This is a genomic window from Salinimicrobium terrae DSM 17865 (genome assembly GCF_000424665.1).
Lineage (GTDB): Bacteria > Bacteroidota > Bacteroidia > Flavobacteriales > Flavobacteriaceae > Salinimicrobium > Salinimicrobium terrae.
In genome coordinates this window covers 192,939-213,119 of the sequence record NZ_AUKI01000011.1, presented here as the reverse complement: position 1 = coordinate 213,119, position 20,181 = coordinate 192,939, and the positions used below count along the sequence as shown (strand labels likewise).

Below are 20,181 nucleotides of genomic sequence, written 5' to 3'. Positions count from 1 at the left end.
TGGCACTTTATGGATTCCGTAGCTGATAACTTAAGAGAGACATTGGTGAAACACCTACGTGGAGGTGAAGCTTTTTTACCCATTGAAAAAATGCTTGAGAAAATGCCATTTTCTGAACTTGGAAAGCGACCTGCAGGACTTCCATATTCCTTTTATGAATTGTTCTACCATATAAAGTTTACTCAAGATGACATTTTAGAGTACTGTAAGAATTCCGATTACCAAGCCCCGCAATGGCCCGAGGATTATTGGCCTGCCCAACAGACACCTAATGACAAAACCGAGTGGGATCAACTTAAAACTGCTTATTTCAATGACAGGAAAGAACTGGAAAAACTTATTCTTTCTGAAGAAAAAGATCTTCTTGAGCCTGTTCCTTCAGGGGAAGAGCATACTTTTTTAAGAGAGATCCTCCTGGTCATTGAACATACTGCCTATCACAGCGGCCAGTTATTGATAATCCTTAGGCACCTGGGGCTGTATTCCTCTTAAATTAAATTGACGGGCATTTCTTCAATCAAGCTTAAAATTTTGGATATTTGTTTAGAAATAAAATTAGAAAGGTTTTTACCTTCAGAAATGAAAAATAATATTTTATGGCAGATGATAAGAAAGTAATTTTCTCCATGTCGGGGTTAACGAAGACATACAAAGGAGAGAATACACCGGTTTTAAAAAATATTTACTTAAGCTTCTTTTATGGAGCCAAGATTGGCATCCTGGGACTTAATGGTTCCGGTAAATCCACTCTTTTGAAGATCATAGCAGGAAAAGAAAAAAATTATCAGGGTGATGTAGTGTTTGCTCCCGGATATACAGTTGGTATGCTGGAACAGGAGCCGGAACTGGACGATGAAAAAACTGTTCTTGAAGTAGTTAAGGAAGGCGCGGCTGAAACTGTTGCTATTCTTGAAGAATATAACAAGATCAATGATATGTTTGGCCTGCCCGAAGTCTATGAGGATCCCGATAAGATGCAAAAGCTTATGGATAAACAGGCTGAACTTCAGGACAAAATTGATGCAAGTAATGCCTGGGAACTGGATACTAAGCTTGAGATCGCCATGGATGCTCTTAGAACTCCAGAGTCTGATAAAAAAATCGGAGTACTTTCCGGTGGGGAAAGAAGAAGGGTAGCACTTTGTCGCCTCCTGCTTCAGGAACCCGATGTATTGCTGCTTGATGAGCCTACTAACCATCTTGATGCAGAATCTGTTCTATGGCTGGAACAACACCTTCAGCAGTATAAAGGAACTGTGATCGCAGTGACTCACGACCGTTATTTTCTGGACAACGTGGCAGGCTGGATCCTAGAACTTGATCGAGGAGAAGGTATTCCATGGAAAGGAAATTACTCCTCATGGCTTGATCAAAAAGCAAAACGACTTGCACAGGAACAAAAGCAGGCGAGCAAACGTCAAAAAACATTGGAGCGGGAGCTTGAATGGTCACGAATGGCTCCAAAAGGAAGACAGGCAAAGCAGAAAGCCCGTCTAAATAATTATGATAAGCTCATGAGTCAGGATCAGAAGCAAATGGATGAGCAGCTGGAGATCTATATTCCTAATGGGCCACGCTTGGGAACGAATGTTATAGAAGCAAAGGGAGTGAGTAAAGCTTTTGGAGACAAACTTCTTTATGAGGATCTGAATTTTAAACTTCCGCAAGCGGGAATAGTAGGTATTATTGGACCTAACGGTGCCGGTAAAACTACAATCTTTAAAATGATAATGGGCGAGGAAGACCCCGACAAAGGAACTTTTGACGTGGGAGAAACAGCAAAGATCGCCTATGTGGATCAAAGCCACACCAACATTGATCCCGAGAAAACCATTTGGCAGAACTTTAGTGATGAGCAGGAGCTGGTTATGATGGGTGGCCGCCAGGTAAATTCCAGAGCATATTTGAGTCGATTTAACTTCAGCGGAAGTGAACAAAATAAAAAGGTTAGTAAACTTTCCGGTGGGGAAAGAAACAGGCTACATCTTGCCATGACTCTAAGAGAAGAAGGCAACGTACTCCTGTTGGATGAGCCTACCAATGACCTTGATGTAAATACCTTACGGGCTCTTGAAGAAGGATTGGAAAATTTTGCAGGCTGCGCGGTGATCATCTCCCACGACCGTTGGTTCATGGACAGGGTATGTACACACATTCTTGCATTTGAAGGAAACTCTGAAGTTTATTTCTTTGAAGGCAGCTTCTCGGAATATGAAGAGAATAAAAAGAAACGTCTTGGAGACGTTGCACCAAAAAGAATAAAGTACAAAAAACTGGTGCGTTAAAAAGCTACCATTTTTCAAATTATCCATTATTGTCTGATAAAATTTTTAGGCTAATAGTGGATAATTTTTTTTGGTCAGGTTCAGGATTCTAGTCGGTTTGAAAGGACGAACCTTATTAATTCCCCTTTTTTATTCAGCTGAAGTTTTTCCTTTATATTTTTTACATGAGTATCAACAGTAAATTTTGATATACATAATTCTTTTCCAATAACCTTGTTCGTTTTTCCTGTTGCCAAAGATTGCAGGATCTCAATTTCGCGTTTGCTCAGTTGCTCAGTTAACGTAGGATCTGTTGCCGGTGGAGATAATGCTTCTCTGTTTTTTATGGCTAATTTGAGGGTAGTCAATAATTGTTGATTATTAAATGGTTTAATAATATAAGCATAGGGCGTAACAGCTTCTGCATTTTCCATAACCTGTGGATTTGAATAAGCTGTTAAGAAAATCACCGGTCCGTGTTGATCCAGCTGGTGAAACTTCTGAATAATTTCAATTCCATTAATTTTTTCCTGAAGGTTTATATCGCATATCACCCCGTCAAATTGTTCATTCTCCAGGTTTTCTATGGCTCTTTCGGCATTTGATGAAATAATTGCTTCATAGGAATTTCTTAACAGGAAAATCCTGAGGCTTTCTGCTATAATTATTTCATCTTCAATTATTAGAATTCTATTCATAATCACAGATTTATATTTAATTTATTCGTGAAGCTCAGCACTTAAACCTGATAATAATCCTTGTTCCTTTAGGTACCTCCTCAATCTCTAAGTCACCCTTTAACTGGTGGGCTAAATTTTCTATAAGGTTCAACCCCAGTGAATTGTCTTTGTTTCTGGTATTTTTTGGTATTCCCTTACCATTATCTGAATATTCCAGTCTGATTTTTTCGTCCTCTGTGGAGAGGGATATATGGATTTTTTTGTTTTCATCATTGGTATGAAATGCATGTTTTAAGGTGTTGGTTACAAGTTCATTTATTATGATCCCCAGAGGAGTAATACATTTTTTGTGTACTTCAAGTACTTCAAGATCAAAATCCAGGTGTACTCCTTCATCCATGAAAAGAATAAGTTCATTGGCGAGTGTTGAAATGAATTGATCTAACCTAAAAAACTCCCCAGGTCTTTTCGCACTCAGCAGGTCATGGATCGTTGCAATAGTAAAAAGTCGGTTTTGGGCAGTCTGCAAATTATCTTTCGCCAGTTCATCACTAATACTTTCCTTCTGAATATCCAATAAACTGGCAATAAGCTGAAGATTATTCTTTACCCGGTGATTTAACTCCTGCATAAGAAAAGCAATATTGTCCTTTTGCTCCTGCGCAAGATTTATAGCCTCACTAAGATCTTCGTTGGACCTTCTTAATTCGGCCGTTCTACCTTCTACCATTTTGTGCAGGCGCAGGTTTTCGGCTTTTTTCTGATTATACCTATAGAAGTAGATAGAAGTAATTAAAAGTAAAAGAACTAATACAAGTAACACTCTGAAGTAGGTAGTTTCATACCATGGTGCACGTATAGTTAAAACGAGGGAATCATGTTTACCCCATTTGAGGTCATTGTTACTGCCTTTAACCATAAATTTATAGGTGCCAAGATTCAAGTTCGTATAAGTAGTAGTTCGCTCTTTAGTCACAGGCCGCCACTCCTTGTCAAATCCCAGCATCTTAAATTGGTATCGGTTTTTTTCCGGAAGAAGAAAATTAAGTGAGGTATAATTAAATGTAATTACATTTTCATCGTGATCAAAGGAGATTGTATCAGTATAAATAATATTCTGATCTAAAGGTTTTCCGAAAAGTTCCACATTCTCAATAATAGTTTTACCTACATAATTGTTCACCGGAATACTGTCTGCATGAAATATATTAAAACCATTCATTCCGCCGAAATAAAGATAATCCAGGCTATCTTTATAGGCTGCCTTGCCATTAAATTCATTGTTTTGAAGTCCGTCCTGTTCAGTGAAATTTGTGAACCTTTCTGTGTCCGGTTCAAGTCTGGATAACCCGTGGTTGGTGCTTACCCATATATCATTATTGTTGTCGGAAAGAACTCCATAAATAAAATCATTGGGCAATCCCGGCTGTTCAAGGTATTGAGTTATGATGTTGGTCTTGAGATCCAATTTGTTCAATCCTTTTGCCGTTCCAATCCAAAGGTTATTGTTATTATCCTGCGCAATACTAAAAACCCTGTTATTACTTAAAGAACTTGGTGAGTCGGGATCATGCTCATATTTACTTGTAGTCTCCCTGGTGATGCGATAAAGTCCGTCGTCTGCTCCCAGCCAAATAGCTCCGTCCTCCCCAAGAAATGAGGCGCGGGATCTGTGAAGTTCTTTTCCATTAATTTTTACGGGATGGGATTTAAAAGTTTGTGGATCTACAGAGAAAATCCCGGAAGACCAGGTGCTCACCCATATACTGTCTTTTGACAGAGGGATGATTTCAGCCACATCTCTGTCCGGAATTTGGGTCAAATGGGTAACTTCTTTAAAAATGTCTTGCTGTCTGTTGTATTTTTCAAGCCCCTGATTAAATCCTCCTCCCCAAATTTGGCCCTGCATATCTTTTACAAGGGTATAACCCAACCTGTCGGTACGGTACAATTCGTAAGTACCTGCATTTAAATCGTGTTTTACATAACCTATTGTGGTGGTCATCCACAATGTTTGCTTCTCTCTTAGAAAATTGAAAATACTTATGTAATCCTTTTCCGGCTCATTTTTAAGGTCAATGCGTTTAGGAGTGAATTTTTGTCGGGCAGGATGATAATAGAACATTCCCTTACCCTGAGAAGCCATCCATATTCCATTGGTCGAATCCCTCTTGATTTGTAGTATTTCCACGGGGGAATATATTTCCTTTTCAAATCCTGCCAGTACTACAGGATTAGACTCATATGATTCCTTGTTAAGAAACTTCAAACCATTTGTTGAACCCAGGAGGTAATAATCACTGTTCCAATTAAAAAAATGACGAATGCCAGCTTCTTCACCAGACTGATCTATAATTTCCAGTTTTCCTGCGGAACGGGAATAGTTAAAAAGACCTTTTTCAGTACCAATAAGAATTTGTTGATTCTTATTAGGTTGAAAGGCATATACCGGATTGTTATCTAAAATATCAAAATTAGGTATATCTTCAATGGTCATCTGGTTAAGATCCAGGTTTAAAACACCATTGAAGTAAGTTCCCAGCCATATATCATTATCTGTATGTTTTATAAGACCAAGAACATAATCGTTGGCTGTAGTTTTGGGTAAGGGAATGGTATTTATTTCATTTGACCTCCTGTCAATCAAAATGCAGTTTTTTAGTGTACTTATAAGTATATAATTTCTATCAATTTCATATACACCATGTGCATAGCTAAGAGACGGGTCTGCAGCTATTTTTTTATTTTTCCTAAAATGTATGAATCTATCCTGTGAGGGAATATAGGCTTGCACAGAATGGGTATTGGTTCCCAGCCAAAGAGTGTCATTAGTATATAGGAGGCCACGAATATGATCATCTGTGAGTCCAACACCGACCTGGTTATTTTGGGAAAATGTTTTCATGCTATAACCATTAAACCTGTTAAGTCCGTCTTCTGTTCCTGCCCAGAGATAACCGTTTTCATCAAAATCAAATTGGAGAACGTTGAGTTGAGAAAGTCCTTGCTTCTGTGCGATGTGAGATACAGTTATGGTATCGAGGAGGGCAAGCCCGGATTCCTGGGACCATCCGGTTAGAGTAGATATAACGCAAAAAATTACAAGTATAGGTTTACCCATTCTAAAGGTTTGGAAGCTTTAAAACTAATTATTTGAGAGTAAAATTTACAAAAACTTTAAGAAATTTCCATAAAATCAACATTTGAAAACGGCCATTGCAAAAACTTTATGGAGATTATATTGATTTACCAGACAATAAAAAACCCGCTAAAAAGCGGGTTAAATTATTCTAAAAGTAGGTTACTTATGATTCATCAGGATACCAATTAGCTAGAACAACTTCCACATTACTGTTGCCTTCGTTGACCAACTGTTTAAATTTTTCGACATCGGCTTTTCCATCTTGTCCGCGAAAATGATAGGGATATACTATTTCCGGTGCAAATTCTATAACAGCATCTGCTGCTGCGTCAACAGGCATGGTGTAAGGTAAGTTCATTGGTACCAGCGCGATGTCTATGTTTTGCAGATTTCTCATTTCAGGAATATCCTCTGTGTCACCGGCAATATAAAGTCGCTGGCCATCCTTTTCAAGTACATAACCATTTCCAACTCCTTTAGGGTGGTATTGCAGAGCTTCTTCGCGGAGATTGTACATTGGAATGGCTTCAATGGAGATCCCGCTTTGAGCGAGAGTCTCGCCATTACTCATAAGGGTTACTTTAGTAGCCAGGGAATCGGGTAGTTCATCTTTTACAGCTTGTGGGGCAATGATTGAGATATTTCCAAGATTTAGTCCCGCAAGGGTTTCTGCGTCCAGGTGGTCGCCATGAGTATGGGTGATCAATACCATATCTGGCTCATCCATTCCGTCAAAGGCTTCGGCACCTCCCACCGGGTCGAGGTAAATAGTGGTCTCTCCCCAATTAATTACAGCCGTAGCGTGAGAAATTGGATTAATATCGATTTCGGAAATATCAGCAGTGGCTTCCGTATCTCCTTCCATAACGTCTTCCCCGGTAACGGCAGGAATTGCCCGTTTTTCATCCTTACAGGAAAACGTAATAACAGTGACTATAAAAAGTAGTAAAATTCGTTTCATAATTTTCAGTTTGGTTAAAACTAATTAAAACTGAAACTTTTCGCCATCAGTTTAATAGTACTTTAAGAAAGCAGAAGCTCCATTTTAATGTCTCCCCGGGCATAAGGGTTGTTCTCACCTATGGGAATTTCCTTAAAACCAGATTTTTTATAGATGTGGATTGCGTTTTCTAATTTTCGGTTTGAAAAAATAATAAGCTTTTTCCAGCCTCTGCCGAGGGCGAATTCAAGAGTATGCTGCATGAGCTTTTGACCAATCCTCTTTCCTTGTGCGGCCGGCCTAACGGCCATTTTGGTTAATTCAAAAATCCCGTCCTCAATTTTCATTAAAGCAACTGTGCCAATTATCTTTTCGTCCTCCCGGACAAAAAAAATAGTGCCTCCGGGTTCAATAATATATTTTTCCGGTTTTCCCAGTACCTCTTCATCATGAGGCTCTACCCAAAAATATTTTTCAAGCCATTCAACATTAAGTTGTTTGAAGTCTTTTGCGTATTTAGGTTCAAATGAAATTATTTCCATGTATTAGCTCCCGATTTCCTTTTTTTGCCAGGGCCATTTGCCCTCAAGTTCTACCTGTAAAGAAAGGCTTAAAAATGTTCTTATAAGTACAATTACCCCAAGAACCAGTACATTTTCCATAGTAGGCGCAGTACTAACTGTAGCAATAATGTCTCCCGCCACAAGAAATTCAAGGCCTAATAAAATAGCTTTTCCAAGATCATGACGAAAAGTTCGGTAGCTGCTGCCATCTTCATGTTGGTCGAAAAAATATCTCCAAAGGGCGAAAAAAGGACCAAAGACCATTACCAATACTCCCGCAACTTCAATGATAAGGGCGGCCCATTCAACGTAATATTGTACAGTTTCATGCATGTGTTTTCTCTTTTATAAAATCCAATACCAGGTAACTCAAAGCTTTTCCGGTAGAATAATTTGAAATTGCTACTGCTTCACAAATGTGAAGATAACAACAATTTATTTCTTTGGCCACTTCCTTTATGAGGGCTCTTGCTTCCTCCAGGTTAAGACCCGATGGAGAAACTGCACTGCTGGGGAAATTTGCGATTGCATCACAATCCAGTTCCAGTCCAAATTTCTCCTTTTTTACGAAATCCAGATTCTCTTTAAATGCCGCTGGGCGCTGCTGCTTCGGAAGCTCTTCCAGCAAGCTGTGATGAAGTGCTTCGGAAGCATTCATTTCATCGAAAATGTACTGTGGCGTGTAGTTTTGGTGTAGTCCAAATACAGAATATTTCTCTAAAAAGCCATTTTTGAGTGCATAGCTGAAGCCGTTCCCGCTATGACGATGCTCCAGTCTTCGAAGATCGGTATGAGCATCAATGTTCAGAACGTTTATGCGGTGACCAAAAGCTTCGGAGGCACCTTTTAGGTTTCCGTAGGCATTGTTATGGCCTCCACCAATTATCACCGGAAATTTTCCTGCTGAAATGACATTTTTGACTACCTCACTTACTGCGGAATCCAACCGTTCCACTAGATCGCCCAGCTTCTGAACATAATTAGGATCTGACACATCAATATTTCCTGCCTTTTGCATTAATTCTGAAGTATTTATCTCACCCAGCAGCAAAATATTTTCTCCTGAATTGTGTTGATTTTCCTGAACATTGAGAAAAACTTTTAAAAATGCTTCCCAAGCATTGGAAGTTCCGGGATTGCCGTAGTTTGCCCGCACCCCTATATCTTCGGGGATGCCAAAAATGACAAATTCTGCTTCCGTTTTTTCAAGGTCTTCCAGATTTGTGGCGAGCTTAATTTTTTCTCCCAGTTTTGTTTCCCCCGGCCTGGGAGAAAACATAGTGGAAAGCTGCCTTTCAGAATAAAATTTCAGCCGACTCATTTAATCTTTTTTCCGTTTATGTAAATCGAGTCGATATGGTTGGTACCAAAGGAGTAAGGCATGAATCCATAAGATGGGATCTCATCTGTAAGGATAAGGTTTGCGGCTTTTCCTTTGGTTATACTACCATGGGTGTCGAGGATATTCATTGCGTAAGCTGCATTAATGGTGGCAGCATTAATAGCTTCTTCAGGATTCATTTTCATCTTTATACAAGCCAGTGAGATCACGAGGTTCATGTTCCCGTTTGGCGTGCTCCCGGGATTGTAATCTGTGGCCAGGGCGAGTGGTAAACCGGCGTTGAGTATTTCTCTTGCAGGTGTATAAGGAATCCCCAGGAACAGCGAGCAGGAGGGAAGTGCCACAGGAATGGTATCACTGTCTTCTAAAGCGTCAAGATCATCGGGTTCCATCACTTCCAAATGATCTACCGAGAGCGCTTTATGCTCCACAGCGGTTTTGATACCGCCAATCGAATTAAACTGGTTGACGTGTATTTTTGGTGTAAGACCGTATTTTTGACCCGCCTCCAGAACCCTATGAGTATCTTCCACTGAAAAATAGCCTTTTTCACAGAAAATATCCACGAACTCAGCCAGCCCCTCGTCAGCGATCTTTGGCATCATTTCCTTAATAAGCAGGTCCAGATAACCGTCTTTATCATCTTTGTATTCGGGCGGAATCGCATGTGCTCCTAAGAAAGTGGCTTTTATGGGCAGATCGTAGTTTTGTTTTAATTTCCTTATTACCCTTAGCATCTTCAACTCTGCTTCGGTAGTTAAACCATAACCCGATTTTATTTCAATTGCAGTGGTTCCCATCTTGATCACCTCCTCAAGACGTTTAGCCGATTGCAGGTAGAGATCATCTTCAGAAGTTTCCTGTAGCTTTTTTGCCGAATTGAGGATACCTCCGCCTTTTTCGGCTATTTCCTCATAAGTTAGTCCGTTAATTCGATCTATGAACTCCTGTTCGCGATTTCCGGCATAAACAAGATGAGTATGAGAGTCGTTCCAGCCCGGCAGCAGGAATTTTCCGGAGCCATCAATTTCAGAAACTCCTTCAAAAAAGGGCAAATCCTGCATCTTTCCGAAGTCCGCAATTTTACCGTCCTCTACAAGTAACCAGGCATCGTCAATTACCGGGAGCTCCTTCATTTCGCTGCCTTTTAGAGGCTTAAGAGTTTCCTCCCGAACCTGGATAAGTTGTTTAATATTCTTAAAGATGGTTTTCATAACGTAAAGATAGGAAAGTGTTGAGAATTCACAGGGTTTGCCAATGAGGAGCTTCAAAAATGCTATTTTTGATACCCCGTCTTTTTCAGTATTTATTTTTACCTTAGAGGAAGAAATTTTCCTTAAAATATGACTCAGAAAAAACCCGGTTTAAATACTATTTGTACCCATGTTGGGGAGGTGAAAGATGAACAGTTTAAAGGAGCGGTATCTCCGCTTTATATGTCTACTTCCTATGCCTATGAAGATGTGGAAGTGAAACGTTACCCCCGTTACTTTAACACTCCCAATCAACGTGCGCTTGCACAGAAAATGGCAGCGCTGGAACATGGGGAGGCTGCTCTTATCTTTGGAAGCGGAATGGCTGCAGTGAGCACAGCACTATTTGCTTTTTTAAAGAAGGGGGATCATGTGGCGTTGCAAAGAACACTTTACGGTGGCACCAGTAATCTTGTGGTGGAGGAATTTGAAAAATTCGGGATCGAGTATTCTTTTGCGAAAGATCTTTCTGCTAAGGCTTTTGAAAATGAAATTAGAGAGAATACTAAAGTGATCTATATTGAGACACCTTCTAATCCTTTGCTTACGATAACAGATATTGAAGCAGTTGCAAAACTGGCAAAGCAACATGGGCTGGTGAGTATGATCGATAATACTTTTGCTTCCCCGGTAAACCAGAACCCCATTGACTTTGGCATTGATGTGGTGATACATTCGGCTACCAAATATATGGGCGGACATAGCGATATACTTGCGGGAACTGTGATTTCTTCTGAAGAAAAGATCGACAGGATCTTTCAACTAGCCAAAAACTTCGGCGGAAGCCTTAGTGATTTTACCGTATGGCTATTGGAACGCAGTCTCAAAACCATGGGACTGAGAGTAAAAGCCCAGAATGAAAACGCTCAAAAAATGGCTGAATTTCTCGAAAATAATGAGCTGGTGAAGAAAGTGTATTATCCCGGCCTCCCGTCGCATGAAGGACATGAGCTGGCAAAGAAACAAATGCACGGTTTTGGCGGGATGATGTCTTTTGAACTTAAAGATCTGGATTCTGAAGCATTTATGAAGTACCTGAAGTTGATCAAACCTTCTATGAGCCTTGCAGGAGTAGAATCAACCATTCTTTCTCCTACCAAGACTTCTCATGCTTTGTTAACTCCTGAAGAAAGAGCAGAACAGGGGATAGGTGATAATTTGATGAGGTTTTCTGTAGGGATAGAAGAGCCTGAAGATCTCATTGCTGATATTGAACAGGCATTGGAAGAAACGAGAAAGGATATGCTGGATGTACGTTTGTAAAAGAGCCAAGAAACAAGAGCCAAGAATCAAGACAAAAAATATGAGCTCCAGAGGAGCGATATATTTATAGAAGAAAAGCATCAAGAAATAAAAGCTCCGGAGGAGCGATATATTTTAGTGATCAGTGATCAGAGAATAAAAAATATTTGTGAAGTCGTGGCTATTTTAGGCCTGGAGGAAAAAAGAAATAAGAAAAAATGAAATTAGATATACTAGCCGTTGGTTCTCACCCCGATGATGTGGAACTAAGTTGTTCTGCAACTCTGGCTAAAGAAATTTCCAGAGGAAAAAAGGTTGGAATCCTCGACCTTACCAGGGGCGAATTGGGAACCAGGGGTACTGCAGAAATAAGAGAAAAAGAAGCTGCCGATGCAGCAAAAATTCTGGGTGTTTCTATGCGTGAGAACCTGGAATTCAGTGATGGGTTTTTTACGAATAATGTAGCCCACCAGCTTGAGATCATTAAAGTCCTTCGAAGGTATAAACCGGAACTGGTGTTGTGTAACGCAATTGATGACCGTCATATTGACCATGGTAAAGGTGCCAAGTTAGTAGCCGATGCCTGCTTTTTAAGCGGACTGCGAAAGATTGAAACTATCTTTAACGGCAATTCCCAGCATGCCTGGCGGCCTAAAAATGTATTTCACTACATACAGTGGAAGAATTTAACTCCGGATGTGGTTGTTGATGTCACTGGCTTTATGGATAAGAAAATGGAATCTGTAAAGGCTTATCGCTCGCAATTTTGGGATGAAGAAAGTAAGGAGCCGGAAACTCCTATTTCAAGTAGTAATTTTTTTGACAGCATCACCTACAGAGCCAGGGATTTAGGACGACTTGTCAATGTGGAATATGCTGAAGGATTTAACGTAAACCGTCATGTGGCGGTAGATTCCCTGTTTGATCTTATATAAAAAATTAGATTTTTTTCTTTTGTAGAAGAAAGGATTTATACTACATTTGCATCCGATTAAAATGGTGGTTGTAGCTCAGCTGGTTAGAGCGCTGGATTGTGGTTCCAGAGGTCGCCGGTTCGAACCCGGTCTTCCACCCGGAAAGCTTCTTGTGAAAACGAGAAGCTTTTTTTGTTTCATAAACTTTGTTGAGAAGAAAATAGAGGGTGAGAAGCCTGTCCTGAGGGAGGCGAAGCCGATTCGAAGGGAACAGGTCTTCCACCCAGAAAGCTTCTTGTGAAAATGAGAAGCTTTTTTTTTGGAAAATTTTTGAGAAGACGATAGAGGGTGAGAAGCCTGTCCTGAGTCCCTCGACATCCCTCGGGATAAACTTTGACGAAGGGAACCCGGTCTTCGACCCGGAAAGCTTCTTGTGAAAACAAGGAGCTTTATGTATGTCCATTTCCAGTAGAAGAATGAAAACAGGTTCCGTCTTATCAGCCCAAAAAACAAAAACCTAACAGGTTTTTAAGACCTGTTAGGTTTGGGATTGTTATGGCATTTGATAAAGAATTATTCTCCCGAGTCTGTCAAAGTGGGTTTATCAACATAAGGGCGGGTATCGCGATTTGCTATCTCCCAGGCAGTAAGGAAAATTAACTTTGCTCTTTTCTCCAGAAGGTCATATTCAATTTTGTCCGGTGTATCGGTCGGACGGTGATAGTCTTCATGTACTCCGTTAAAGTAAAATATGATAGGGATATCGTTTTTGGCAAAGTTGTAGTGGTCACTTCGGTAATAGAACCTGTTTGGATCATTTTCGTCATTGTAAGTGTAGTCGAGGTTGAGGTTAATATATTTTTCGTTCACTTCTTCACTCAGGTTATGAAGTTCTGTACTGAGTTTATCACTTCCAATTAGATATACATAGTCACCCGCGCTCTCCATGTCAGTTCCGATACGTCCAATCATATCAATATTTAAGTTGGCCACTGTGTTTGCCAATGGAAAAACGGGATTTTCAGAATAAAATTTAGAACCTACCAAACCTTTTTCTTCCCCTGTCACATTAAGAAACAAGATAGATCGCTTAGGAACAAAACCGTCTTCCTGTGCTTTTTTAAAGGCTTCAGCAATTTCCAGAATTGCAACTGTGCCCGAGCCGTCATCATCGGCCCCGTTGTAAATATTCCCTTCATCATCAATCCCAACATGGTCATAATGAGATGAAATAACCAGCACCTCTTCAGGTTTACTGCTGCCCTGAATATAGGCTAAGACATTTTCTGTATCCTTCACAGTTTCGCGAGTGAAATAGCTACCGGGAACTTCCTGGTAATAGTCATTCTCACCCAAAGGAGAAGCAATGTCCAGACTTTGGTATTCTTTTTTGAGGTACTCGGCAGCCATTTTTTGTCCGGGTTCTCCAGTTTCCCTTCCCTCGAATTCATCACTGGCAAAAATGTATAGGTGGTCCTTTAGTTCTTCAGCAGTAATAGTGTTGGCATATTCCATAGGATTTGCTTCGGAAATATCCCGGGGTGGCTGTGCTTTACAGCTTATGAGACTCACTACAAGAGAAAATAATATTATTTTTTTCATGTTTAAATTCAATTTTTTAGATAAAGTTGGCAAGATAAGAGATTTAATAGAATTCTGGTTTTAAATCTATTTTGACTCATGTTTTTTTATTGAATATTCATTCTTTTTGCTAGAAAATAAACCAGATTAATTGTATTTTTAAGTAGTTGTTGTAAATATCTGGCCGATGAAAAGTGATGTCCCCGTTTCCGAAATTATGACGAAAAATATCCTGCGTCTTTCCCTGTCCGACAATCTTTCGACGGCAGAAGCTCTTATGAAGAAGAACCACATAAGACATTTACCGGTGGTGGAGAAAGAACGGATTGTAGGAATGGTAAGTCTGAATGATTTGCTGCGTATTTCCTTTGCAGATGCCGTTGATGTAGATGGGGGAGACATTGAAACTACAATTTATGATATGTTCACAATCGAACAGGTTATGACAAAAAAGGTGGAGTATATATCTTCTGAACATACAGTAACCGAAGCTGCCGAGTTATTTTTACATCACGAGTTTCATGCCCTGCCCGTTGTGGACGATGATTGTCTTACAGGGTTAGTTACTACAACAGATGTGATCAAATTTTTTCTAAGTAATCAATAGAGACCAAAATAAAAAAGTGAGAAGAGTGTTGTAGGGGGCTACTCTTCTCACTTGTAGTGCCTAAAGGCATATTATTGTTCCTCAAAATAAGCCATTTATTATAATAAATGCAGCCGGACAAGGTTGGTTTAACCTGCATTTAACAGAAGTTGTAGGAACTTTCTATCTGTTTATCTGTAGACATCTAAAGTATCTCTCTCGCTTTGATCTTTTTTATCAAAAAGCCTTTCTTTAATTTCCTTTTTCTTTACTGATTTTTTGTGTTTCATATAAGACCGCAGGAGAAAGTACAGACCAACAGAGTAAAAGACATTATCGATGTACTTGAATTTATCAAGATCAACAAAATAAATTCCGAATAAAAGCAGATCAGAAACCGTAAGTCCCATAACCGCTATAAAAAGGAATGCAGAAACATCTTGGCAAAGCGAATACTGTAGAAAAAGGCACTTAAAACTAAAATGAGAATTAGGAATCCGTTGGTGTAGAAAAGCAACCTTAGCCAATTATTATCTATGCTTTGATTAAAGTATTCTTCCAGTAAAAAAAGGATTAATGTGTTTATTAGAAAGAATAATAAAATGGACAGGATATCAATTTTAGAAACCTTCGGAACCTTTATTTCCCTTAATGTGAGAAAAACAAGGATGGAGATAGAAAAAATGTGTAAAACATAATAACCGGCTATGATAATTAAGGACTCCCAGAAAACCAGTAGTAAATCGCACAAGAACAGTAGTAAGAACACGGCCAGACCATAAAAGTTCCTGGAGGTAAAAATTTTTAGAGCAAAAAGAAGAAAAATTCCTGAAGTTCCTAAACGGAGCCATTGATTAGCTATGATTTCAAACTGCAAAGAAGCCAAACTAAAAATTAGGATAACGGCAGCAACAATGGACAACAGTGTCTTGAAATTCATATTAAAATCTTCCAGACAAAACTATGAACTAATTTGCATGCTTTAAACCATTCAGAACATTTTCTACGTAAAACATTTATTCTTAACCGATTCTTACAATTTGTTAGATATTACTACTATAAGCATTACTATGTATTTAATAAAGCAATACGATACCTCAGATTCTTTTGTAGTCATTTTAGTCTCGCCTTACTGATGAAGTACACCTATTTTTTCCTTTAACTTATTATTATAAGCCGAAGGACAAATTGTACTACAGTGAAAAATAGGGAGATAGAAACCATGAAGGTCAGAGGTTCATTTGGAAAAGAATATTCTTTAAAATCAACTGAATTCCTCCGATTTAAAAAAATCAATATTTTGAGTTTTATTTGAAAAAGCTTTTTATATTTGCAACCGCTAAGGAGAAATGGCAGAGTGGTCGATTGCGGCAGTCTTGAAAACTGTTGAGGGTAACACCTCCGGGGGTTCGAATCCCTCTTTCTCCGCAAATGAAAACCCGTAACGAAAGTTGCGGGTTTTTTCCATTTCAGGAGACTTATAAAGTTCGCTTTTGAAAGACAAAAGGCTAAAAAGCTCAGCAATAGCAAGGTTAATGTTTCTTACCAGGTTTCCCTCTGATCACCTCAGGGCCGTTACACCTTCTCAGCTAATTTTTTTAGTTGATTCCAGACCCACTATAGCTACGTAGTTGGTAAAGCTTAAAAGAAAATATACTTATAGACAGATATTTTTATTTGTTATTCCCACAGTATTAGATATATTTGTCCTTAGTTCATTTTTTATTAAACTGTTATCAAGAAAGGTTGAGGGATTAGACCCTGTGAAGCCTTAGCAACCCTCCTTTGGAGAAGGTGCTACGTTCTACCACGCCCAAGTGGATAGATAACTAAAGAATTCTTCCCCGTCTTCTTTTTTGATAGCCATATAGCGCAAACTAATGTCAAAAATAGAAGAGATACTCTCACAAAAAATATTGATCCTTGATGGTGCCATGGGTACCATGCTGCAGGAATATAAATTTACCGAAGAAGATTTCCGCGGAAAACGTTTTGCCGACTGGCCTGTTTCCCTTAAAGGAAATAACGATCTTCTTTCCATAACACAACCAGAAGCTATTGCTGCAATCCACCGGAAATATTTTGATGCCGGTGCAGATATAGTCGAAACCAATACATTTTCGGGAACTACCATTGCAATGGCCGATTATGAAATGCAGGACCTGGTCTATGAACTTAATTATGAATCTGCCAGGATTGCGAAAGAAGTGGCTCAGGAAGTAACTCTCGAAAATCCTGAAAAACCCCGTTTTGTGGCCGGTGCCATTGGCCCCACAAATAAAACTGCCAGCATGTCGCCAGAGGTGAACGACCCGGGATTCAGGGCGATTACTTTTTCCGAATTGTCTGCTGCCTACAAAGAACAGGCAAAAGCTTTGATTGATGGGGGAGTGGACGTATTACTGGTGGAGACTGTTTTTGATACTTTAAATGCTAAAGCCGCACTTTTTGCAATAGAAGAACTGAAGGAGGAGCTAGCTGTTGATGTTCCGGTGATGATTAGTGGGACAATTACAGATGCTTCAGGAAGAACCTTAAGCGGGCAAACTGCTGAAGCTTTTCTTATTTCCATCTCTCACATTCCGCTCCTTAGCGTGGGCTTCAACTGTGCGCTTGGTGCTAAACAACTCACTCCGCACCTTGAGGTCCTGGCCCAAAAAACAGATTATGGAGTTTCGGCTTATCCTAATGCTGGTCTGCCCAACGCTTTTGGTGAATATGATCAAAGTCCGCGGGAAATGGCAGAGCAAATAAGGGATTATCTGTCCCGTGGGCTAGTCAATATTCTGGGTGGTTGCTGCGGAACAACTCCAAAACACATTAAAGCTATTGCTGAAATAGCAAAAGAGTATAAGCCACGACAATTCAGAAAAAATTTGAGCCAAACTGAAACAGAATAGAAAAATGATCGAAGGAAAAAATACATCAAAAGACACACTTTTAAGAGGTAATGAGAAGAGGTATTTGAAACTTTCAGGTCTGGAACCGCTGGTCATCACCCCCGACTCAAATTTTGTAAATATTGGAGAACGAACTAACGTTGCCGGTTCAAAAAAATTCCTAAGGCTAATTAAGGAGGAAAAGTACGATGAAGCACTTTCTGTAGCACGCGACCAGGTTGAAGGTGGAGCACAGATCCTGGATGTGAATATGGACGACGGCCTTATTGAAGGGAAAGAAGCCATGGTCAAATTCCTGAATCTCATAGTAGCCGAACCGGATATCGCCCGAATTCCAATCATGATTGATAGCTCCAAATGGGAAATTATCGAGGCAGGGCTCCAGGTAGTGCAGGGAAAGTGTGTGGTCAATTCTATTAGTTTAAAAGAAGGTGAGGAGGAATTTTTAACTCATGCAAAAAAAATAAAACGCTATGGAGCGGCCGTGGTGGTGATGGCCTTTGACGAAGTAGGACAGGCAGACAATTACGAACGAAGAATAGAAATTGCGAAAAGGTCTTACGATCTTCTTACTCAGAAAGCCAAATTACCACCTGAAGATATAATTCTTGATCTAAACATCTTTCCGGTAGGTACTGGAATGGAGGAGCACCGGCGCAATGCAATAGATTTTATAGAAGCCACACGTTGGGTAAAAGAAAACCTTCCGCATGTAAACCTGAGCGGTGGAGTAAGTAATGTTTCCTTCTCTTTCCGTGGAAATGATCCTGTACGGGAAGCAATGCATTCTGTATTTCTTTATCACGCTATAAAAGCCGGTATGAATATGGGAATTGTAAATCCGGCACTCTTGGATGTTTATGATAATATTCCAAAGGATCTGCTTGAACATGTGGAAGATGTGATTCTTGATCGCAGGGATGATGCTACAGAACGACTGCTGAGTTTCGCTGAAACTGTGGTAGGAACAGCAAGGGAAAGCAAGACAGACCTTTCCTGGAGGGAAAAGCCGCTACAGGACCGAATTACTCATGCTTTGGTGAAGGGAATTGATGAATATATTGTGGAGGATGTCGAAGCCGCGAGGGAAAATTCCTCCCGAACTTTAGATGTAATTGAAGGGCCTCTCATGACCGGAATGAATGTAGTAGGAGATCTGTTTGGCAGCGGTAAAATGTTCCTGCCCCAGGTGGTAAAGTCGGCAAGGGTAATGAAAAGAGCAGTAGCACACTTGCTACCTTATATTGAGGAGGAGAAAGCGAAGCTTAACTTATCTGATTCCGACGGAGAGCAAAAAAAGTCCGGAACCGGAGGCGCCGGCAAAATCCTTCTCGCCACGGTAAAAGGGGACGTACACGACATAGGGAAAAATATTGTGAGCGTAGTATTGGCCTGTAACAATTATGAGATCATTGACCTGGGGGTTATGGTTCCGCCAGAGAAGATCATTGAAACCGCTAAAGCCGAAAATGTTGATGCAATTGGCCTTAGCGGGCTCATCACACCTTCTTTGGATGAGATGGCTTTTCTTGCCAAAGAAATGGAACGGCAGGGATTCGTGGTGCCGTTATTGATTGGTGGCGCCACTACTTCAAAGGCCCATACGGCTGTTAAAATCGATCCTCAGTATAGCAAAACGGTGGTTCATATTAATGACGCCTCGAGGGCTGTAACCGTGGTGGGAGACCTGCTTAAGGAAGAAACCAGGCAGAAATATATGGCCGATCTTAAAACTGAATACGACACCTTCAGAAAAAACTTTAAAAAGAGAGGTAAGAGAAAGGAATATCTCAGCATTGCTGAAGCACGAGAGAACAAATATAAGATCAATTGGGAAAATTCTGAAATTTTTAAACCTAACAAGCCGGGAGTGCAGGTAATTGAAGATCTCGAGCTTGAGAAACTGGTATCTTTTATTGACTGGACACCTTTCTTTAGAAGTTGGGAGTTACATGGGAAATTCCCAGCTATTTTGACCGATGACGTGGTAGGAGAGCAGGCGACTTCCTTATTTAATGATGCTAAGGAACTGTTGAAAAAAATAATAAAGGACAAGCTTTTGACCGCCAAAGCGGTATACGGACTTTTTCCCGCGAACACAATAAATGATGATGATATTGAGGTTATTGCTGAAAAAGCAGGTGCCAAAAATGTCATTTTCAGAACCCTTCGGCAGCAGCTGAGTAAATATGAAGGGAAACCCAATTTTGCCCTGGCGGATTTTATCGCACCCAAAGAAACGGGAATTCAGGATTATATAGGATGTTTTTGTGTGACTACTGGTTTCGGAACCGATGAGTTGGCCAGTAAATTTGAAAAGGATTATGACCAGTACAATTCAATTTTAATTAAAGCCCTTTCAGATCGTCTTGCCGAAGCTTTTGCCGAATATTTACATAAGCAGATTCGAACAGAGGATTGGGGTTACGCTCCTAATGAAGAACTTAGCAATGATGAATTAATTAAGGAAAGCTATAAGGGAATTCGTCCCGCACCGGGGTATCCAGCCTGCCCCGATCACCTTGAAAAATTGACTCTTTGGGAGCTTCTAAAAGTGGAAGAGAGAATAGGAGTGAAGCTCACAGAAAGTCTTGCCATGTGGCCTGCTGCCAGTGTTAGTGGATATTATTTTGCGCATCCTGAAGCCCGGTACTTTGGTGTAGGTAAGATTACCAAAGACCAGGTAGAGGATTTTGCCAAAAGAAAAGAAATTGGATTCGAGGTAGCCGAAAAATGGCTCAGTCCTTCAATTGCAGATGAATAAGATTAAATCC

The 20,181-nt window shown here is 40.1% G+C and carries 15 protein-coding genes, 2 tRNA genes and 1 riboswitch; of the genes, 9 read left to right on the top strand and 8 right to left on the bottom strand.

Going from position 1 to position 20,181, the window contains the following annotated elements; translation table 11 throughout:
* The first annotated feature begins 9 nt into the window (after positions 1-9).
* Positions 10-492, top strand: a complete 483-nt coding sequence (locus tag H148_RS0103520; RefSeq protein WP_029033562.1) for a DinB family protein — start codon at positions 10-12, stop codon at positions 490-492.
* Positions 493-596: 104 nt separating this feature from the next.
* Positions 597-2,285, top strand: a complete 1,689-nt coding sequence (ettA, locus tag H148_RS0103515; RefSeq protein WP_029033561.1) for an energy-dependent translational throttle protein EttA — start codon at positions 597-599, stop codon at positions 2,283-2,285.
* A gap of 80 nt (positions 2,286-2,365) precedes the next feature.
* On the opposite strand, the gene H148_RS0103510 is transcribed toward ettA, so the two are convergent.
* The 7 genes from H148_RS0103510 to hutI all read right to left on the bottom strand — a co-directional run bounded on the left by H148_RS0103510 (position 2,366) and on the right by hutI (position 10,145).
* Positions 2,366-2,962, bottom strand: a complete 597-nt coding sequence (locus H148_RS0103510) for a response regulator transcription factor (RefSeq protein WP_029033560.1) — start codon at positions 2,960-2,962, stop codon at positions 2,366-2,368.
* Between the two features lie 34 nt (positions 2,963-2,996).
* Positions 2,997-6,065, bottom strand: coding sequence for a ligand-binding sensor domain-containing protein (locus H148_RS0103505; RefSeq protein ID WP_029033559.1), 3,069 nt, complete (start codon positions 6,063-6,065; stop codon positions 2,997-2,999).
* A 184-nt stretch (positions 6,066-6,249) separates the two neighbouring features.
* On the bottom strand, positions 6,250-7,047 hold the full coding sequence (locus tag H148_RS0103500) for an MBL fold metallo-hydrolase (RefSeq protein WP_029033558.1): 798 nt from the start codon (positions 7,045-7,047) through the stop codon (positions 6,250-6,252).
* 62 nt (positions 7,048-7,109) lie between these two features.
* The gene (locus H148_RS0103495) at positions 7,110-7,568 is read right to left on the bottom strand and encodes a GNAT family N-acetyltransferase (RefSeq protein ID WP_029033557.1); all 459 of its coding nucleotides are present in this window, start codon (positions 7,566-7,568) and stop codon (positions 7,110-7,112) included.
* Between the two features lie 3 nt (positions 7,569-7,571).
* Positions 7,572-7,922, bottom strand: coding sequence for a DUF1622 domain-containing protein (locus H148_RS0103490; protein ID WP_029033556.1), 351 nt, complete (start codon positions 7,920-7,922; stop codon positions 7,572-7,574).
* Positions 7,915-8,910 carry a formimidoylglutamase gene (locus tag H148_RS0103485; RefSeq protein ID WP_029033555.1) on the bottom strand — a complete coding sequence of 332 codons (996 nt, stop codon included), beginning with the start codon at positions 8,908-8,910 and terminating at the stop codon, positions 7,915-7,917. The genes H148_RS0103490 and H148_RS0103485 overlap by 8 nt, the downstream gene beginning before the upstream one ends.
* Entirely contained in the window at positions 8,907-10,145 is a 1,239-nt protein-coding gene (hutI, locus tag H148_RS0103480) for an imidazolonepropionase (protein ID WP_029033554.1), read from the bottom strand. The genes H148_RS0103485 and hutI overlap by 4 nt, the downstream gene beginning before the upstream one ends.
* Positions 10,146-10,274: 129 nt before the next feature.
* Here hutI and H148_RS0103470 point away from each other — a divergent pair, with 129 nt between their 5' ends.
* The 3 genes from H148_RS0103470 (at position 10,275) to H148_RS0103460 (ending at position 12,500) form a co-directional block, all read left to right on the top strand.
* Positions 10,275-11,447: a trans-sulfuration enzyme family protein gene (locus tag H148_RS0103470; RefSeq protein ID WP_029033553.1), complete on the top strand. Its 1,173-nt coding sequence runs from the start codon at positions 10,275-10,277 to the stop codon at positions 11,445-11,447.
* 197 nt (positions 11,448-11,644) lie between these two features.
* Positions 11,645-12,361, top strand: coding sequence for a bacillithiol biosynthesis deacetylase BshB1 (gene bshB1 / locus H148_RS0103465; RefSeq protein WP_029033552.1), 717 nt, complete (start codon positions 11,645-11,647; stop codon positions 12,359-12,361).
* 63 nt (positions 12,362-12,424) lie between these two features.
* Positions 12,425-12,500, top strand: a tRNA-His gene (locus tag H148_RS0103460).
* A gap of 413 nt (positions 12,501-12,913) precedes the next feature.
* Here the strand turns inward: H148_RS0103460 and H148_RS0103450 are convergent.
* Positions 12,914-13,942: a M28 family metallopeptidase gene (locus H148_RS0103450; RefSeq protein ID WP_029033550.1), complete on the bottom strand. Its 1,029-nt coding sequence runs from the start codon at positions 13,940-13,942 to the stop codon at positions 12,914-12,916.
* Positions 13,943-14,108: 166 nt separating this feature from the next.
* Between H148_RS0103450 and H148_RS0103445 the strand changes: the two genes are divergently transcribed.
* The 4 genes from H148_RS0103445 to metH all read left to right on the top strand — a co-directional run bounded on the left by H148_RS0103445 (position 14,109) and on the right by metH (position 20,171).
* A complete protein-coding gene (locus H148_RS0103445) occupies positions 14,109-14,528 on the top strand; it encodes a CBS domain-containing protein (protein WP_029033549.1) in 420 nt (139 codons plus the stop codon).
* A 1,322-nt stretch (positions 14,529-15,850) separates the two neighbouring features.
* Positions 15,851-15,935, top strand: a tRNA-Ser gene (locus H148_RS0103430).
* 302 nt (positions 15,936-16,237) lie between these two features.
* A riboswitch (SAM riboswitch) is annotated at positions 16,238-16,339 on the top strand.
* Positions 16,340-16,387: 48 nt separating this feature from the next.
* On the top strand, positions 16,388-17,407 hold the full coding sequence (locus H148_RS0103425) for a homocysteine S-methyltransferase family protein (RefSeq protein ID WP_029033546.1): 1,020 nt from the start codon (positions 16,388-16,390) through the stop codon (positions 17,405-17,407).
* Positions 17,408-17,411: 4 nt separating this feature from the next.
* On the top strand, positions 17,412-20,171 hold the full coding sequence (gene metH / locus H148_RS0103420; protein WP_029033545.1) for a methionine synthase: 2,760 nt from the start codon (positions 17,412-17,414) through the stop codon (positions 20,169-20,171).
* Positions 20,172-20,181 lie beyond the last annotated feature (10 nt).

Excerpts from the sequence above, each read along its gene's own strand:
- H148_RS0103520 (WP_029033562.1), top strand. The coding sequence starts at position 10 with ATGGATTCCGTAGCTGATAACTTAAGAGAGACATTGGTGAAACACCTA.
- ettA (WP_029033561.1), top strand. The coding sequence starts at position 597 with ATGGCAGATGATAAGAAAGTAATTTTCTCCATGTCGGGGTTAACGAAG.
- H148_RS0103510 (WP_029033560.1), bottom strand. The coding sequence starts at position 2,962 with ATGAATAGAATTCTAATAATTGAAGATGAAATAATTATAGCAGAAAGC.
- H148_RS0103505 (WP_029033559.1), bottom strand. The coding sequence starts at position 6,065 with ATGGGTAAACCTATACTTGTAATTTTTTGCGTTATATCTACTCTAACC.
- H148_RS0103500 (WP_029033558.1), bottom strand. The coding sequence starts at position 7,047 with ATGAAACGAATTTTACTACTTTTTATAGTCACTGTTATTACGTTTTCC.
- H148_RS0103495 (WP_029033557.1), bottom strand. The coding sequence starts at position 7,568 with ATGGAAATAATTTCATTTGAACCTAAATACGCAAAAGACTTCAAACAA.
- H148_RS0103490 (WP_029033556.1), bottom strand. The coding sequence starts at position 7,922 with ATGCATGAAACTGTACAATATTACGTTGAATGGGCCGCCCTTATCATT.
- H148_RS0103485 (WP_029033555.1), bottom strand. The coding sequence starts at position 8,910 with ATGAGTCGGCTGAAATTTTATTCTGAAAGGCAGCTTTCCACTATGTTT.
- hutI (WP_029033554.1), bottom strand. The coding sequence starts at position 10,145 with ATGAAAACCATCTTTAAGAATATTAAACAACTTATCCAGGTTCGGGAG.
- H148_RS0103470 (WP_029033553.1), top strand. The coding sequence starts at position 10,275 with ATGACTCAGAAAAAACCCGGTTTAAATACTATTTGTACCCATGTTGGG.
- bshB1 (WP_029033552.1), top strand. The coding sequence starts at position 11,645 with ATGAAATTAGATATACTAGCCGTTGGTTCTCACCCCGATGATGTGGAA.
- H148_RS0103450 (WP_029033550.1), bottom strand. The coding sequence starts at position 13,942 with ATGAAAAAAATAATATTATTTTCTCTTGTAGTGAGTCTCATAAGCTGT.
- H148_RS0103445 (WP_029033549.1), top strand. The coding sequence starts at position 14,109 with ATGAAAAGTGATGTCCCCGTTTCCGAAATTATGACGAAAAATATCCTG.
- H148_RS0103425 (WP_029033546.1), top strand. The coding sequence starts at position 16,388 with ATGTCAAAAATAGAAGAGATACTCTCACAAAAAATATTGATCCTTGAT.
- metH (WP_029033545.1), top strand. The coding sequence starts at position 17,412 with ATGATCGAAGGAAAAAATACATCAAAAGACACACTTTTAAGAGGTAAT.